Here is a 13,935-nt window from a genome sequence, read left to right as displayed (position 1 = left end):
TCCTTGCGTAAATTCATGCATGAACAGTCTTTCAGTCCAGCAAAGGCAACGCAATGGCCGCTGGAAAAATTCCCAAGGGCTCAACGGTCAAATATTAACATAATCATAATTACGAGGGGTGTAGCGCCCTTTAAGCTAGGGACAACTGGACCAACACATCAAGCGCATTTTCTAGATCCTGCGGTTGCTGCAATCCCCGCGAAACCATCATCGCCCCTTCAAGGCTGGAGACGAACATTTTCGCGTAAGTTGCAGCGTCTAGATCTTGCCGAAGCTCGCCACTCTTCTGTCCTTCGCGAACGGTGCTCTCAACCCAGTCGGTTTGCTCAGCAAAGAACTGCCTGACCTCGGCGCGAACTTGTTCCGGAAGTGATGCCACGTCCGCAGCCAGAACGCCCCCCAAACACAACCGGTCTTGATCGCGCAAAGTGGTCACGAACAACGCTCCATAAGCCCGCATACGCTCTGGGGCCGAAGTCGCCTCGATATGGGCCACGGCTTCTTCAAAATCCTGACGGTAAGTTCTGGCGGTCGCCTCCGCCAAATCTGCTTTGGTCGCGAAGTGATAGTGAATGCTTGCGCTCTTAATACCCACCTCGGCGGCGACATCGCGAAAGCTGAAGCCGTTAAAACCGCGGTCCATCATTAACATTCTCGCCGCGTTCAAAATGTCTACGGCTTTACCGGTGGGGTTTGTCTTAAGCATCACAATCTCTTCATCTACCAAGTACTAGATAGGCCATTGACGGACGGGAATCAAGTCTCTAATCCTTCCCTACCTAGTACTTGATAGATAAGAGGAACCACATGTCAAAACTCATCATGAATCGCCGCTCATTGCTTGTAGGTAGTGCAGCAACTGCTTTGGCCGCCCCTAGCATTGTAAGCGCAAATGTTCTTGGCGGTGGGCCGTTGGGTCAAGGCACGACCCCGCTAGAGCACGGCGTCGTAACCGTTGCCGACTTTGGGGACGTGAAAATTCACAGCTACCAAAGCCCTGACCTCACTGGATGCGTAACAACGCATGTTATCGAGACACCAGAGCGCCTTGTATTCGTCGACGGTCAACGCTCCGTCATCTACGGCCAAGAAATCCGCGACTACGCCGAAAAGACCGGCAAGCCAGTTGACCGTATGATCATCTCGCACCTGCACCCAGACCACTGGTTTGGTGCCTACCAATTCCGCGACGTCCCGATCTACTCCTTCGCTGAAACCCAAGCCGAAATCGACCAACTGGGCGAGTTCTTCATCGAAATCAGCATCGAGTCGCTGGGCGAGCACGTGCCCCCAACCAAGGTCGTTCCAAACAAGGTGATTGAGCATGGTGCAACCGAAGTGATCGACGGGGTCACTTTCGAATTCCGCCACGTCACTGACGCGGAATCCGACAACATGATGACGATCTACTTGCCCGATCAAAAAGTCCTCATCGCGCAAGATATGCTTTACAACAATTGCCACCTGTTCTGTGGTCACGGCAACTTTGACGGCTGGAAAAAGGGCCTTGTAGAGATGCAAAAGGACACGTCCTTTGATCTTGTCCTGCCAGGTCACGGCCCAACCGCCGGTTCGCGCCAAGCGATCGACGATGCGCTGCTTTACCTCGACCACACCCAAGCCGCCTACGCTAAGGCCACGACAGGTGACGAGCTGAAAGCCGCAATTTTGGACCGCTACCCGTCCTACCTTGCAGCTGGTTTGGTCGACATCCAGAACCTGTTCCTGTTCCCAAAAACCTAATGCACACCCACCGCGGGCAATTGTCTTGTGCCCGCGGTGACACCTAGCTTAACGTCACAAACGATAGCGCCCGAACTCACACCGGAGAAACACATGACTGGCCCCCTAACTGGTGTTCGCGTCATCGATCTAACCACGGTAATTTCCGGCCCCTTGGCTACGATGACACTTGGCGATCAAGGCGCAGATGTCATTAAGGTAGAGCAGCCAAGCGGTGGCGACTTTTCGCGCCATGTTGCAACGCGCCGCGCGGACATGTCCGCCTCTTTCCTGAACAACAACCGCAATAAGCGATCTGTTACGCTCGACCTAAAAACCGATGACGGCCTGAATGCCGTGCAGACTATGGCCGCGCAATCAGATGTCTTTATCCAGAACTTCCGACCCGGCGTCGCTGAACGTTTGGGCTTGGGATATAACGCCCTGTCGGCGCTAAACCCCAAGCTTATTTATGTTTCAATCGCAGGCTTTGGCCACACAGGCCCCCTCGCCCAAAACCCCGTGTACGATCCGCTAATTCAGGCGATTTCTGCGCTGACAACTGTACAAGCCGGATCAGACGAGGACCGCCCGCGCCTCGTGCGCACCATTCTGCCCGACAAGCTGACCGGCATCCAAACCAGCCAAGCAATCACCGCCGCCCTCTTTTCGCGAGAACGCTCGGGCGAAGGGCAGCACATCCAAATCTCGATGCTCGATGTAATCATCGCCTTCCTCTGGAGCTCGGACATGAACGGCCACACCTTCGTAGGTGACGAGATGGAGCGTGAAGAAGCCCAATCCTACATCGACTTGATCTATGAAGTCGAAGACGGCTTCGTCAGCATCGCCGTAATGCAAGACAAGCAATGGCAAGGCTTCACAAAAGCGATCATTCGCCCCGACCTTCTTGAAGACCCACGTTTCGCCACGCCGGAGCTGCGCGAGATCAATCGCGATGCCCGCCTTGAGGCCATTCAAGACGCCGTCAGGGGCTTTGCAGCGGCAGACTTAATAAAACTGCTCGACGCGGAAAATGTACCCAACGCACCCGTGCTGTCACGCACCCAAATGCGCCAACACCCGCAGGTCGCGGCAAACGGAATTGTCGTGGAAACACTTCACCCCGTTGCAGGCATGTTGCGACAAGCGCGCCATCCCTCCAACTTTTCAAAGACCCCCGCCGCAATCAGGCGCCCCGCCCCAACACTTGGCGAACACACTCAAGAGGTCTTGGCGGAATTTGGCCTTCCAGTGAGCGGCGCATGATCGACTTCTACTTCTCCCCCACACCAAACGGGTGGAAAGTGGCAATCATGCTGTTCGAGCTGGACGTACCCTTCAAAACCCACCTCGTAGATTTGCCCAATGGGGACCAATTGAAACCTGAATTCCTTGCCATCAACCCCAACGGAAAAATCCCCGCAATTGTTGATCATGACACCGCAAATGGACCCCTGAGCGTGTTTGAAAGCGGGGCAATTTTACTATACCTTGCGGATAAATTTCAGGCTTTTGCGCCCACTGATCCGCTCGGGCGAAAGGCGCTCAATGAATGGCTCTTTTGGCAAGCTGGCAACCAAGGCCCCATGGCGGGTCAGCTCAGCCATTTTGTGAATTACGCCGATGGCGATCAGCCCTATTCCTTGACCCGCTACAAGAACGAGACCGAACGAAACCTCGCGGTGCTGAACACACGCCTCGCCACTCAGGATTACATCCTCAGCGACTATTCCATCGCAGATATGATGGCTTTCCCTTGGGCATTTATCTCCAAAAAACTGGGTATCGATCTGGCTCAGTTCCCCAATGTTCAAGACTGGCGTGGCAGGATCAAAACCCGCCCCGCCGTGATCTCCGCGATCAATCTATTCAAGGATCAACAATTCTCAGGTAAAGCTACGGCTGCAAACAACAGCCTTTTGTTCAACCAAGGGGCTGACGCGCTGAAATCATAGGGCCGCTAATATGCACACGTTTTTCCAAGACATCGCCGCACAGTTTCCCTTGATCCAATCCCCCATGGCAGGCGCGCAGGATGAGGCGCTGGCAATCGCTGTAGCACAAGCCGGTGGGATCGGCTCCATCCCCTGCGCCGCCCTTACGCCGGAAGACGCGCTCCGCTCCGCAACACAATTTAAAAATGCAACGACAGGGCCTTTAAGCCTGAACTTCTTTTGCCACAAAGCCACCGACCGCGACCCCAAGCGCGAGGCACTTTGGTTAAAAGAGCTCAGTGGATACTATGATGAGTTGTCGCTGCCACCTGAGTACCCGACAAATACGTACCCTCGCCCGCTAGATGCCGACATGGTCGATGTTGTTTGCTCCGTTAAACCCGCTGTCGCCAGCTTCCATTTCGGGCTGCCCTCCCATGTGTTCATGGATCGCATACGTGCCACTGGTGCGAAGATCATTGCCACTGCCACAACTGTCGATGAGGCGATTTTTCTACAGCAGAACGGATGCGATGCCGTGATTGCCCAAGGCCAAGAAGCAGGCGGACACCAAGGTGTTTTCTTGCCCACGGACACCACAAACCGTCTCCCAATGTTGCAGCTCGTTTCACAGATATCAGCAGCTATAGACGTGCCCGTTGTCGCGGCGGGCGGCATAGCGGATCAAGCAGGCATTAAGGCCGCAATGACTGCGGGAGCTTCGGGCGTGCAAATCGGGACACGGTTCTTGAAATCACCAGAGTCCAAGATCACCCCACTTCACCGCAGCTTCCTTGAGGGTGACATCGACCGTGAGACCACACTCACCAATGTCTTCACGGGCCGACCCGCGCGGGGTTTCTTCAACAAGTTGATCAATGACCTTGGCCCCATGAGCCCCAATGTTCAAACCTTCCCCTTCGCTCTTTCTGCGCTGGCCCCTCTTAGAGCAGCAACTGTGGGATCAGATGACTTCGTCTCCCTTTGGGCCGGAGAAAATTGGAAAACCGGAACCGCAAAACCCGCCAGCGATATAGTTAAAGAACTTGCGCAAGCGTTTGAGGCCGATTGATACGGCTGCACGATGTCTTTGACCAAGTCTATATCACCCTTAGTCGGTAAAACCGGCGCAACCCTTCCGGCATGATATGCGCCGCTTCTAGCCTGTGTTGCATTCTTTCCGCTTTGCAACGAAAGTCAGTTCTCAGGCTATTGAGGAGATAAATGATGCGCATTGCTTTCCTTCATACCGCAGATGTTCATGTCGCAACATTTGAGCAGATCTTTAACGACCTAGGCAACAGCGCGCAGCTGGACCATCATGTTGATGCCAGCTTGCTCGAAAGAGCGCGACGAGAGGGTATCGAAGCAGTTCGCGCCGACGTGGAAGAACGTCTTTCAGACCTCAACGCCGCCGATGTTGTACTTTGCACATGCTCCACCTTGGGGCCGCTCGCTGATGACGTGGCCAAGACGTCTGGTGGCATTGTCAGAATTGATCGCCCGTTGATGGAGCAAGCATGCGAGGACGGCGATAAAGTCTTGGTCGCGCTTTGCTTGGATAGCACCCGCGAGGCGACCTTGAACCTCCTCAACGATTGCGCTGAGGACGCAGGTCGAATTATCACCCCAGTCGTCGTGATTTGCAGTGACGCATGGGCGTTCTTTGAGGCCGGAGATATGGAGGCATATGCGTCTTCGATCGCTGACGCTATTCGCGCAAAGATAGCAACGGAGCCGGGCATAGAAAGTATCGTATTGGCTCAGGCGTCAATGCGTGTGGCTGAAGCAAAGCTTGCGGATCTAGGTGTGCCGGTCCGTAGCTCCCCAATTGTCGCGGCCAAACGATGCTTAGAAATGGTTTCCGAGAAAGCTAAGGCCCGCCCTGATTCCTCAAGACGGGCCTCGCTTACTAGTTAGTCAGCAACCACTTGATTAGCCAAAGATGTAGAACGCCATTTTGTTCCCATCAGGGTCACGGGCATATGCACCGTAGAATACATCATCGATACGCTGGCCAGGCTCACCCTCGGAGGTCGCACCAAGCGAAATCGCTTTGTTGTACAGCGCCTTTACCTCGTCTTTAGAAGACGCGGAAAACGCAACCATCGCACCATTGCCGCAGCTTGGTGCATTGCCGTCGAACGGCTCGCAAACAGCAATCATCGGAGCATCCGTTGACTTGCCGATCATCGCCAAGCGCCCGATGTCTACCTGAACAGTCGCGTCAAACAATTCCGTGTAGAATTTCTTCGCTTTTTCGATGTCTTTAACGCCGATGGTTGAATAGCCAATCATGATGTTTCCTCTGTGTTAAGTTATACACCTACCTACTAGAAGGGCGCTATCCACAACGCAAGGTCAACCACCCGCCTCACTCGAATGTTATCGCGCTAGTACATGTTCTTTCGAATATCACGCTCGATCCGATCGCCCATGTCCTCAAGTATCTCTTGGTCATATTCTTGGTGGGCGGACATAAGTTCCATCAAGCTTGGGGCCTCTTTGCGGTCAATTTGCGTGTCCGCATCCCAAATCCCCGCTCGGCGGACAGCTTTGGAGCAATGCCCGTATGCCTCATCTATTTCGATCAACAAACCCACCGGCGGCACGCGGCCCTTGATGGCACAGCGCTCCAACAAATCCGGATCGCGCGTCGCCATTCCCCGCCCATTAACCCTCAACGTGTCAAACACGCCGGGTATCATAAAAAGCACCGACACAGGCGGGTGCGTTAAGATGTTGCGAAACGTGTCAAACCGCTGGTTCCCGGGCCGATCGGGGATCAGCAACACCTTAGGCGTGATGATATCCACAAAGCCCGCAGGGTCGCCACGCGGCGTGATATCAGACCTCCCGTCAGCATCCTGCGACGACACGACACAAAACGGCGACAAGCGCACAAACTTCTGCATAGGCTCGCTCAAGAACGGGGCTGACTTGTCATAGATCGTGCTGGTGGTATCCCCGTAACGCTCCCGAAACTCGGGGATGTCTTTGATCAGGTATTCCTCTCGGATCGGGTTGCTCATGTGCGTCCTTTCAATGTCTCTGGTACAAATGCACATGAATCGCGCTCGGCAATACGCGCCCGCCATTCTACCAGTGCAGTCAGTTCTGCAGGTATCATAACCTTAGGATACGTCTCGGAAAAGTTAAGACCAGTAAATACGGTGATGTCCGCCATGGAATACTTTGCGCCCGCAATATACGGGTGCTCACGCAGAACGGCATCGAAGTAAGCCATGCCATCCAGTGTCTTTTGATGATGCGCCTGCCCCCAAGCTTTGTTCTGGTTTAGCTCGATCTCTGGGCCAAACCCTGGGGTCGCGTGATGGAAGTAGGCACCAATCGCATCCACGATCTTTTGCTCCCCGCGTCGTTGCATCATATGCACAACAGCGCGTTCTTCCGGCCCGCTACCGGTGAGGGAGATACCTTCAAACGCATGATCAATGTATTCGGTGATTGCGGTCGTCTCGGATATAGCCACGCCGTTATCAAGCTCTATCAATGGCACCGTCACGCTGGGGTTTATGGCTTTGAACGCCTCCGTACGATGCTCCCCGTCCCACAGGTTCACTTGGATGACCTCGACACGGTCCAAAACGCCCTTCTCCGCCAAAGCAATACGAACGCGGTCAGGGTTTGGTAGGCCAATGCTGTCATAAAATTTCATGTCGGGTATCTTCCTATCTTCATTTCAAGCCGGCGAACCACTTCAAGAAAACGCGAGGATGCAGACTTTAACTCGCATGGCGGTTGACTAATTTCTTCTTGCCTACCTATTAGAAGGCAGTCAAGTTATTCATATCCAAAAAGGTCAAACAATATGTTTCAACCGAACGGCGTCTTTCACGAGGGCGAACGCAGCCTGCACGAGAAACTCGACATCGAAGAACGGCAGCATCAACTTGGCCTACGCATGGTCCGTGATCATATGCCTGACCAACATCGGGAATTCTTTGCAATGCTGCACAGCGTCCACATTGGGGCAGTTGATGCCGACGGCCACCCTTGGGCGATCATGCGAGCAGGCTCTGCGGGCTTTATGGCCTCCCCTGATGACAAAACATTGGAAATTTCGTCACATCCTTTGGCTGGTGAGCCAGAGGCGCTAAACCTGACTGTTGGCGCGAAAACAAGCGTCGTGGGGATTGAATTCGAGACGCAACGCCGCAACCGCCTGAACGCTACCGTTAATGCTACTGAGGACGGCAAGCTGTCATTCCATGTGGACCAAAGCTACGGAAACTGCCCGAAGTATATCCAAATCAGGCACAAGACGCCCGCTGGCAAAACCATTCCAAAAGCTCCCAAGTCGTCTACGGGCCTAAGCCCCAAAGACATTGAGCAGATCACAAAAGCCGATACGCTCCTGATTGCCTCGCGCGCTGCTCAACTGGGCGATGATCCACGGGCTGGCGTCGACATCAATCATCGCGGCGGCATGCCCGGTTTTGTCAGTGTGCTGGACGACACCACACTCCAATTTCCCGACTATAAGGGGAACAGCTTTTACAACACCTACGGCAACATTTTAACCGACAACCGCGTAGGCCTTCAGTTTGTAGACTTCGAAACCGGCACGTTGTTGAACATCAAAGGGACGGCGGAGTTGGTCGAAGATATCAACACTGGTGAGCTGCCATTGATGGGCCGTGGCTTGCGTATCAATGTCCAAACCGTGGTGCGTGCAGAGGGAGCCTTGCCCTACCGCTATACGTTCGGAGAGTTCTCTGATCGCAACCCCGACATCACACCGTAAACTCGAAGCCCTTGACCCGCTTCCCTACCCATTGGTAGGGATTAAAACAACAACTGATGGGTGCCTACTATGCGCCTCCAAAAGGATAAGATCGTGGAATTGAACGCAGACTTCAAAGAACGTGTGGTGGTCCATTCAGAACAGCTGGAGTGGATCAGCTCGCCCATGCCCGGCGTCGATCGCCGCATGTTGGACCGCATCGGTGGCGAGGTTGCTCGCGCGACCTCCATCGTGCGTTACGCTCCTAACAGCAAATTTTCGGCCCACACGCATACCGGTGGTGAAGAGTTCATCGTGTTGGATGGCGTATTTCAAGACGAGCACGGCGACTTCCCAGAAGGCACATATGTGCGCAATCCCCCCACCACGGCGCATACACCAGGGTCGGACGATGGTTGCACGATCTTCGTGAAGCTGTGGCAGTTCGACTTGGACGACCGCACCCAATTCCGCAAAACCATGGCGGACGAGCTGGCCTCCCCCGTCAACGGCGTTGCCACGACACAATTGCACAAAGACGCTTATGAAGTGGTCACATACAGCCACGTCGATGCTGGTGCGAAACTCTCCAAGACTGACGCAGGCGGAATAGAGGTGCTGGTCATCGCTGGGTCCGTTACTGAAGGCGGCGAGACCCTTGGCAAAGGGGCTTGGCTGCGCTTGCCCGAGGGTCAAAAATTGGATGTCACCGCAGGCGAGGGTGGCGCGAAACTCTGGATCAAAGCCGGTCACTTGATCCACGCAAAACCACCGGCGGTGTAAAAATATGACGAAACCTTTGGCACTTGTAGCAGGCGCGGGGGCTGGCCTTGGTCAGTCCCTCTTGGCACGGTTTGAGCAGGGCGGCTTCACCCCCGTGGGTCTGGGCCGCACCGCGCCCCTTAACCCTGTGGGCGAATTCCACACCCTCGATCTCGCGGATGAGGCCGCAGTCCCCGCCAAAATCGCGGACATCATCGGCACACACGGGGTACCGCAAATCGTGGTGCACAACACTGCCGAGTTGGTCATCGCACCTTTTGCGGACACATCCTTGGACGACTTCTCTCGTACATGGACCTCAATGGTGCAAACCGCGTTCTTGCTTGGGCAAGCCACTCTGCCTCAAATGGCAAAAGCAAACGGCGGGTCGTTTATCGTCTCTGGTGCGACAGCGTCCTTGCGTGGCGGGGCCAAATTCGCGGCCTTCGCAAGCGCCAAATTCGCGCTACGGGGCCTAACCCAATCCTTGGCGCGGGAATACCAGCCCCAAGGCGTTCATGTTTGCCACGCCATTTTGGACGGTATCATCGACACTGACCGTTCGCGCGATTTGCACAGCCTTGATCCGGCGAAAATGATGAAGCCCGAAGACATCGCCGAGGCCTATTGGCAGCTTGCACATCAGCCGCAATCCACGTGGACTCATGAGCTGGACCTCCGCCCCGCCTCCGAAGGGTTCTAGCGAATGCAGACGCTGATCATCGGTGGTGGTCTGTCCGGTCTCGCCCTTGCGCATGAGCTAGAGGAGCAAGGCCACGATTACGTCTTGCTCGAGGCTCGTTCGCGCTTTGGCGGGCGCATCATGACGGAGCACTTCGATGGTGGCGATTTCGACATGGGGCCCGCGTGGTTTTGGCCCGCGCAACCTCGCATCGCTCGATGGGTCGATAAACTTGAGCTGGAGAAATTCGACCAATTCTCGGACGGTGACTTGGCCTATGAAAACGAGCACGGTCAGGTCCAACGAGGGCGGGGTATCTCCTCCATGGAGGGATCGTGGCGGCTCAAAGGGGGGTTAGGCGCGTTAACCAAAGCCTTGGCCGATAAGCTACCCTCGAATCGCAAGCGCTTGAACGCGGTTGTCACCAAGTTGGCCCAAACGGATGCAGGTGTTACCGCCACACTCAGCAACGGCGACACCATCAGTGCTGAGCAGGTCGTTTTGTCCCTCCCCCCACGGGTGGCAGCAAACATCACCTATGAGCCAGCACTGACCGATGACGCGTTGGGCGCCATGCAAAACATCTCCACTTGGATGGCGGGACAAGCCAAAGCGGTTGCTGTCTATGACACCCCTTTCTGGCGCGATGATGGATTGTCCGGCGATGCCCAAAGCCGCTTCGGCCCTATGGTCGAAATCCACGACGCCTCGCCGGCGCATGGCGGACCTTACGCTTTGTTCGGCTTCATCGGCGTCCCACCAGACGCCCGCGCTGATGAGCAGGCGCTGCGCCAACATCTAACCGCGCAGCTGACGCGTTTGTTTGGCCCGCAGGCTACCAACCCTACCCAGTTGTATGTTAAAGACTGGGCCATTGATCCCTACACGGCGACCGAAGCGGACAAAGCCCCGCTGTATGCGCACCCAACATATGGGTTGCCGCAGGTTTTAGCTGGGTTATGGGACAATAGACTACATTTCTCTGGCACAGAGGTAGCGCCCCAGTTTGGCGGCTATCTCGAAGGTGCCTTGGAAGCCGCAGAAAACACGTTAACGATTTTGGAAATCTAGAATAGGTGACCGCAATGCCCGTAACCGACACAAAGACCGCTCTGTTGAACTCCGCTGAACACGCCGCGCGTACGCTTGGCTTTGACGGGTTCAGCTACGCCGACCTTGCCGAGGATGTAGGCATTCGCAAGGCCAGCATCCATCATCACTTTCCTTCCAAGGCAAAGCTTTCGGTGGCCTTGATGCAGCGCTACTACGAGACCTTCAACACCGTCTGCTCCGAGATCACGGCCAATAACGCATCCGGCGGCGCTCAGCTAACGCATTTGATCGACCAATACCGCATGGGCAGCGATGACGGAAAGCGCCTGTGCCTCTGCGTCTCCTTCTCAGCTTGTCGCGATAGCTTGCCGCAAGATGTGGTCGATCAGATCAGCCTGTTCCGCGCCATGGTGGTCAAATGGATGACCGGCGCATTCGAGAACGGGCGCAAAGACGGCTCTATTTCAGGTGTCACAGACCCTAAATTAGAGGCAATTTCGACCATGTCCTTGCTAGAAGGCGCTCAACTGGCCGCACGCTCGGAAGAAAGCCCTGAGCTTTTCGACACTGCATTAACGCTGTTGCACCTTCGCATTTCGGCCTGATCCTTAGCCTCAACCAAGATGAAAGACCTGATATGACCCAAAACGCTGATCTTCTTCTCGGGGCCCTTGTAGCGGACGCCTCATGCCTTGGCCTGCACTGGATTTACGACGTGGATAGGGTCGCTGAAGTCACCGCGCGCCAGAACGGGCAATGCGCTTTCACGCCGATTGAGGCACGGAATTTCGAGGGGGTGAAAACCTTTGCCCACAAAGATCGCCAAGACGGGATGTTCACCCAAATAGGCGAAGTGTTGCACCTCGCGATCCGTTCCATGAACGACAATGGCGGCACTTTTGATGTGGCGGCATATCAAGCGGCCTTTGCTAAGTTCTTCGGGGCGGGCGGCGCTTACAACGGCTTCATGGACCGCCCAACTCAGGGCGCATTGGCGAACATAGCGGCAGAGCAAAACCCTTCAGGGATCGACGACAACCAAACCCCTGCCCTTTCGCGCCTTCCCGCGATCCTTGTTGGGTATCAGGGCCAAGACAATCTCGCGGACATGATCAAGGCCTCATTGGAGGTCACCAACATCAACGCAGAAGCCACCACCTTCACCAATGTCTTTGCCGATCTCTGCACACGCATCATGAACGGCGAGGACCTGAATGACGCATTGCACGCCGCCGCGAACGCCGCAGACGAGACGGCAAAAGCGGAGCTGCTAAATGCGCTGAACACGGCGGAGGACGATTCAGTCGTCTTCGCGGGCATCAATGGCCTAATGGGCCGCGCCTGTTACCTGTCTGCCGCTGGCCCGGTGATCTTCCACATCCTTGCACGCAGTAAGTCTTACCAAGAGGCGATTGAGCGCAATATCTTAGCCGCTGGCGACACCGCAGGCCGCTCTATCATGATTGGTGCGATCATGGCGCGGGTGCACGGCGTGGCCACTCCAACCGGCGTGCCTTTGTCATGGGTATTGAAGCTCAAGGATGGCGAGCAGGTCTGGAATGACTGCCAAACGCTGGCATCGGCTCAGGCATGAGACCGAGCAGGTCCCGCGCCTCAGCCTTGTCGGTTGCGCGGGACAATTCACACAATAGATCCAATCCTTATGGGCCAAACCGCGACGTGGCTCATGAAATAAATTTTTCTTATACCCGTCCTTTCTTGGCGCAATCCTAGTTGCAACCGATCTCAAACCACGCAACAACTGGTTCCAACAGCCGCACCGCGGCCCGTTTCAGAGGAACCTTCAATGAAAAAAGTATATCCCTCCGCAGCCGAAGCCCTTGATGGGTTGCTGCATGAAGGCATGTTCATTGCTGCTGGTGGCTTTGGCCTTTGCGGCATTCCCGAACTGCTCCTTCAGGCCATCAAAGAGGCGGGCACCAAGGATTTGACCTTCGCGTCCAACAACGCGGGCGTGGACGACTTTGGCATCGGCATCTTGCTGCAAACCAAGCAGGTGAAGAAAATGATCTCTTCCTATGTGGGCGAGAACGCTGAATTCATGCGTCAGTACCTGTCCGGTGAGTTGGAGTTGGAATTCAATCCGCAAGGCACGCTGGCGGAACGCATGCGCTCCGGCGGTTGCGGCATTCCGGGCTTCTATACCAAAACTGGCGTGGGCACCGTGATCGCGGAAGGCAAAGAGCATAAAGACTTCCCCACTGGCCCCAACGGTCAGGACGAAACCTACATCATGGAGCAAGGCATCTTCGCCGACCTCGCCATCGTGAAGGCGTGGAAGGCCGATGAAACTGGCAACCTCGTGTTCCGCAAAACCGCGCGTAACTTCAACCCGCCTGCCGCGATGTGTGGCAAGACTTGCGTCGTAGAGGTTGAGGAAATCGTGCCAACCGGCTCGCTCGATCCCGACACCATCCACCTGCCTGGCATCTATGTGCACCGCATCATCCAAGGCGAGCACGAGAAGCGAATTGAGCAACGCACGACGAGGAGCGCATAACATGTGGGATCGCAATCAAATGGCGGAACGCGCCGCGCAAGAGCTGCAAGACGGCACCTATGTAAACCTCGGCATCGGCATCCCGACGCTGGTCTCAAACTACATCCCAAAGGGTGTGGAAGTGACGCTTCAGTCCGAGAACGGCATGCTCGGCATGGGCCCCTTCCCGCTTGAGGAAGACATCGACGCCGACCTGATCAACGCAGGCAAGCAGACGATCACCGAGCTGCCTCAAACCGCATATTTCGACAGCTCGCAAAGCTTTGGGATGATCCGCGGTGGCAAGATCGCTATGGCAATTTTGGGTGCTATGGAAGTGGCCGAGAACGGCGACCTCGCCAACTGGATGATCCCCGGCAAGCTGGTTAAAGGCATGGGCGGCGCGATGGATCTGGTCGCAGGTGTGGGCCGTGTTGTTGTGGTCATGGACCACACCAACAAACACGGTGACAGCAAACTTTTGAAGGCCTGCACGCTGCCATTGACGGGCCAGAAAGTTGTGGACCGCATC

At 55.4% G+C, this 13,935-nt stretch carries 17 protein-coding genes; 13 read left to right on the top strand and 4 right to left on the bottom strand.

Features of this window, described 5'->3' with window-relative positions; genetic code table 11:
* Positions 1-130: 130 nt before the first annotated feature.
* On the bottom strand, positions 131-706 hold the full coding sequence (locus ABJN86_RS03930) for a TetR/AcrR family transcriptional regulator (RefSeq protein ID WP_348367872.1): 576 nt from the start codon (positions 704-706) through the stop codon (positions 131-133).
* A gap of 101 nt (positions 707-807) precedes the next feature.
* Between ABJN86_RS03930 and ABJN86_RS03925 the strand changes: the two genes are divergently transcribed.
* The 5 genes from ABJN86_RS03925 (at position 808) to ABJN86_RS03905 (ending at position 5,579) form a co-directional block, all read left to right on the top strand.
* Positions 808-1,743: an MBL fold metallo-hydrolase gene (locus ABJN86_RS03925; RefSeq protein WP_348367873.1), complete on the top strand. Its 936-nt coding sequence runs from the start codon at positions 808-810 to the stop codon at positions 1,741-1,743.
* A 93-nt stretch (positions 1,744-1,836) separates the two neighbouring features.
* Positions 1,837-2,991, top strand: coding sequence for a CoA transferase (locus ABJN86_RS03920; RefSeq protein WP_348367874.1), 1,155 nt, complete (start codon positions 1,837-1,839; stop codon positions 2,989-2,991).
* Positions 2,988-3,680, top strand: coding sequence for a glutathione S-transferase N-terminal domain-containing protein (locus ABJN86_RS03915; protein ID WP_348367875.1), 693 nt, complete (start codon positions 2,988-2,990; stop codon positions 3,678-3,680). Before ABJN86_RS03920 ends, ABJN86_RS03915 begins: the two co-directional genes overlap by 4 nt.
* Positions 3,681-3,690: 10 nt before the next feature.
* Positions 3,691-4,731 (top strand): nitronate monooxygenase, encoded by a 1,041-nt coding sequence (locus ABJN86_RS03910; RefSeq protein WP_348367876.1) that lies wholly within the window; start codon positions 3,691-3,693, stop codon positions 4,729-4,731.
* A 152-nt stretch (positions 4,732-4,883) separates the two neighbouring features.
* The gene (locus tag ABJN86_RS03905; protein WP_348377805.1) at positions 4,884-5,579 is read left to right on the top strand and encodes a hypothetical protein; all 696 of its coding nucleotides are present in this window, start codon (positions 4,884-4,886) and stop codon (positions 5,577-5,579) included.
* A gap of 15 nt (positions 5,580-5,594) precedes the next feature.
* Here the strand turns inward: ABJN86_RS03905 and ABJN86_RS03900 are convergent, their stop codons facing one another.
* The 3 genes from ABJN86_RS03900 to ABJN86_RS03890 form a co-directional block, all read right to left on the bottom strand.
* Positions 5,595-5,957 carry a VOC family protein gene (locus ABJN86_RS03900; RefSeq protein WP_348367878.1) on the bottom strand — a complete coding sequence of 121 codons (363 nt, stop codon included), beginning with the start codon at positions 5,955-5,957 and terminating at the stop codon, positions 5,595-5,597.
* A 95-nt stretch (positions 5,958-6,052) separates the two neighbouring features.
* The gene (locus ABJN86_RS03895) at positions 6,053-6,691 is read right to left on the bottom strand and encodes an MSMEG_1061 family FMN-dependent PPOX-type flavoprotein (RefSeq protein ID WP_348367879.1); all 639 of its coding nucleotides are present in this window, start codon (positions 6,689-6,691) and stop codon (positions 6,053-6,055) included.
* Entirely contained in the window at positions 6,688-7,338 is a 651-nt protein-coding gene (locus ABJN86_RS03890; RefSeq protein WP_348367880.1) for a glutathione S-transferase, read from the bottom strand. The genes ABJN86_RS03895 and ABJN86_RS03890 overlap by 4 nt, the downstream gene beginning before the upstream one ends.
* A gap of 153 nt (positions 7,339-7,491) precedes the next feature.
* Between ABJN86_RS03890 and ABJN86_RS03885 the strand changes: the two genes are divergently transcribed.
* From ABJN86_RS03885 to ABJN86_RS03850, 8 genes are all read left to right on the top strand, one after another.
* Complete coding sequence (locus ABJN86_RS03885) at positions 7,492-8,427, top strand: pyridoxamine 5'-phosphate oxidase family protein (protein WP_348367881.1); 936 nt, start codon at positions 7,492-7,494, stop codon at positions 8,425-8,427.
* A 93-nt stretch (positions 8,428-8,520) separates the two neighbouring features.
* Complete coding sequence (locus ABJN86_RS03880; RefSeq protein WP_348367882.1) at positions 8,521-9,189, top strand: cupin domain-containing protein; 669 nt, start codon at positions 8,521-8,523, stop codon at positions 9,187-9,189.
* A gap of 4 nt (positions 9,190-9,193) precedes the next feature.
* Entirely contained in the window at positions 9,194-9,871 is a 678-nt protein-coding gene (locus ABJN86_RS03875) for an SDR family NAD(P)-dependent oxidoreductase (RefSeq protein ID WP_348367883.1), read from the top strand.
* A 3-nt stretch (positions 9,872-9,874) separates the two neighbouring features.
* Positions 9,875-10,921 (top strand): NAD(P)/FAD-dependent oxidoreductase, encoded by a 1,047-nt coding sequence (locus ABJN86_RS03870; RefSeq protein ID WP_348367884.1) that lies wholly within the window; start codon positions 9,875-9,877, stop codon positions 10,919-10,921.
* 14 nt (positions 10,922-10,935) lie between these two features.
* Complete coding sequence (locus ABJN86_RS03865; protein ID WP_348367885.1) at positions 10,936-11,508, top strand: TetR/AcrR family transcriptional regulator; 573 nt, start codon at positions 10,936-10,938, stop codon at positions 11,506-11,508.
* 32 nt (positions 11,509-11,540) lie between these two features.
* A complete protein-coding gene (locus ABJN86_RS03860) occupies positions 11,541-12,497 on the top strand; it encodes an ADP-ribosylglycohydrolase family protein (RefSeq protein WP_348367886.1) in 957 nt (318 codons plus the stop codon).
* A gap of 213 nt (positions 12,498-12,710) precedes the next feature.
* Positions 12,711-13,424, top strand: coding sequence for a CoA transferase subunit A (locus tag ABJN86_RS03855; RefSeq protein WP_348367887.1), 714 nt, complete (start codon positions 12,711-12,713; stop codon positions 13,422-13,424).
* A 1-nt stretch (position 13,425) separates the two neighbouring features.
* On the top strand, positions 13,426-13,935 hold a 510-nt coding region (locus tag ABJN86_RS03850; protein ID WP_348432022.1), incomplete at its 3' end, for a 3-oxoacid CoA-transferase subunit B.

The sequence above is a fragment of the Litoreibacter sp. genome (genome assembly GCF_039974535.1).
In the GTDB taxonomy this organism is placed as follows: Bacteria; Pseudomonadota; Alphaproteobacteria; order Rhodobacterales; family Rhodobacteraceae; genus Litoreibacter.
The sequence above is the reverse complement of the archived record's forward strand: the minus strand, read 5'-3'. Positions and strand labels throughout refer to the sequence as shown.

Excerpts from the sequence above, each read along its gene's own strand:
- ABJN86_RS03875 (WP_348367883.1), top strand. The coding sequence starts at position 9,194 with ATGACGAAACCTTTGGCACTTGTAGCAGGCGCGGGGGCTGGCCTTGGT.
- ABJN86_RS03895 (WP_348367879.1), bottom strand. The coding sequence starts at position 6,691 with ATGAGCAACCCGATCCGAGAGGAATACCTGATCAAAGACATCCCCGAG.
- ABJN86_RS03870 (WP_348367884.1), top strand. The coding sequence starts at position 9,875 with ATGCAGACGCTGATCATCGGTGGTGGTCTGTCCGGTCTCGCCCTTGCG.
- ABJN86_RS03915 (WP_348367875.1), top strand. The coding sequence starts at position 2,988 with ATGATCGACTTCTACTTCTCCCCCACACCAAACGGGTGGAAAGTGGCA.
- ABJN86_RS03860 (WP_348367886.1), top strand. The coding sequence starts at position 11,541 with ATGACCCAAAACGCTGATCTTCTTCTCGGGGCCCTTGTAGCGGACGCC.
- ABJN86_RS03930 (WP_348367872.1), bottom strand. The coding sequence starts at position 706 with ATGCTTAAGACAAACCCCACCGGTAAAGCCGTAGACATTTTGAACGCG.
- ABJN86_RS03900 (WP_348367878.1), bottom strand. The coding sequence starts at position 5,957 with ATGATTGGCTATTCAACCATCGGCGTTAAAGACATCGAAAAAGCGAAG.
- ABJN86_RS03910 (WP_348367876.1), top strand. The coding sequence starts at position 3,691 with ATGCACACGTTTTTCCAAGACATCGCCGCACAGTTTCCCTTGATCCAA.
- ABJN86_RS03925 (WP_348367873.1), top strand. The coding sequence starts at position 808 with ATGTCAAAACTCATCATGAATCGCCGCTCATTGCTTGTAGGTAGTGCA.
- ABJN86_RS03920 (WP_348367874.1), top strand. The coding sequence starts at position 1,837 with ATGACTGGCCCCCTAACTGGTGTTCGCGTCATCGATCTAACCACGGTA.
- ABJN86_RS03855 (WP_348367887.1), top strand. The coding sequence starts at position 12,711 with ATGAAAAAAGTATATCCCTCCGCAGCCGAAGCCCTTGATGGGTTGCTG.
- ABJN86_RS03890 (WP_348367880.1), bottom strand. The coding sequence starts at position 7,338 with ATGAAATTTTATGACAGCATTGGCCTACCAAACCCTGACCGCGTTCGT.
- ABJN86_RS03865 (WP_348367885.1), top strand. The coding sequence starts at position 10,936 with ATGCCCGTAACCGACACAAAGACCGCTCTGTTGAACTCCGCTGAACAC.
- ABJN86_RS03905 (WP_348377805.1), top strand. The coding sequence starts at position 4,884 with ATGATGCGCATTGCTTTCCTTCATACCGCAGATGTTCATGTCGCAACA.
- ABJN86_RS03885 (WP_348367881.1), top strand. The coding sequence starts at position 7,492 with ATGTTTCAACCGAACGGCGTCTTTCACGAGGGCGAACGCAGCCTGCAC.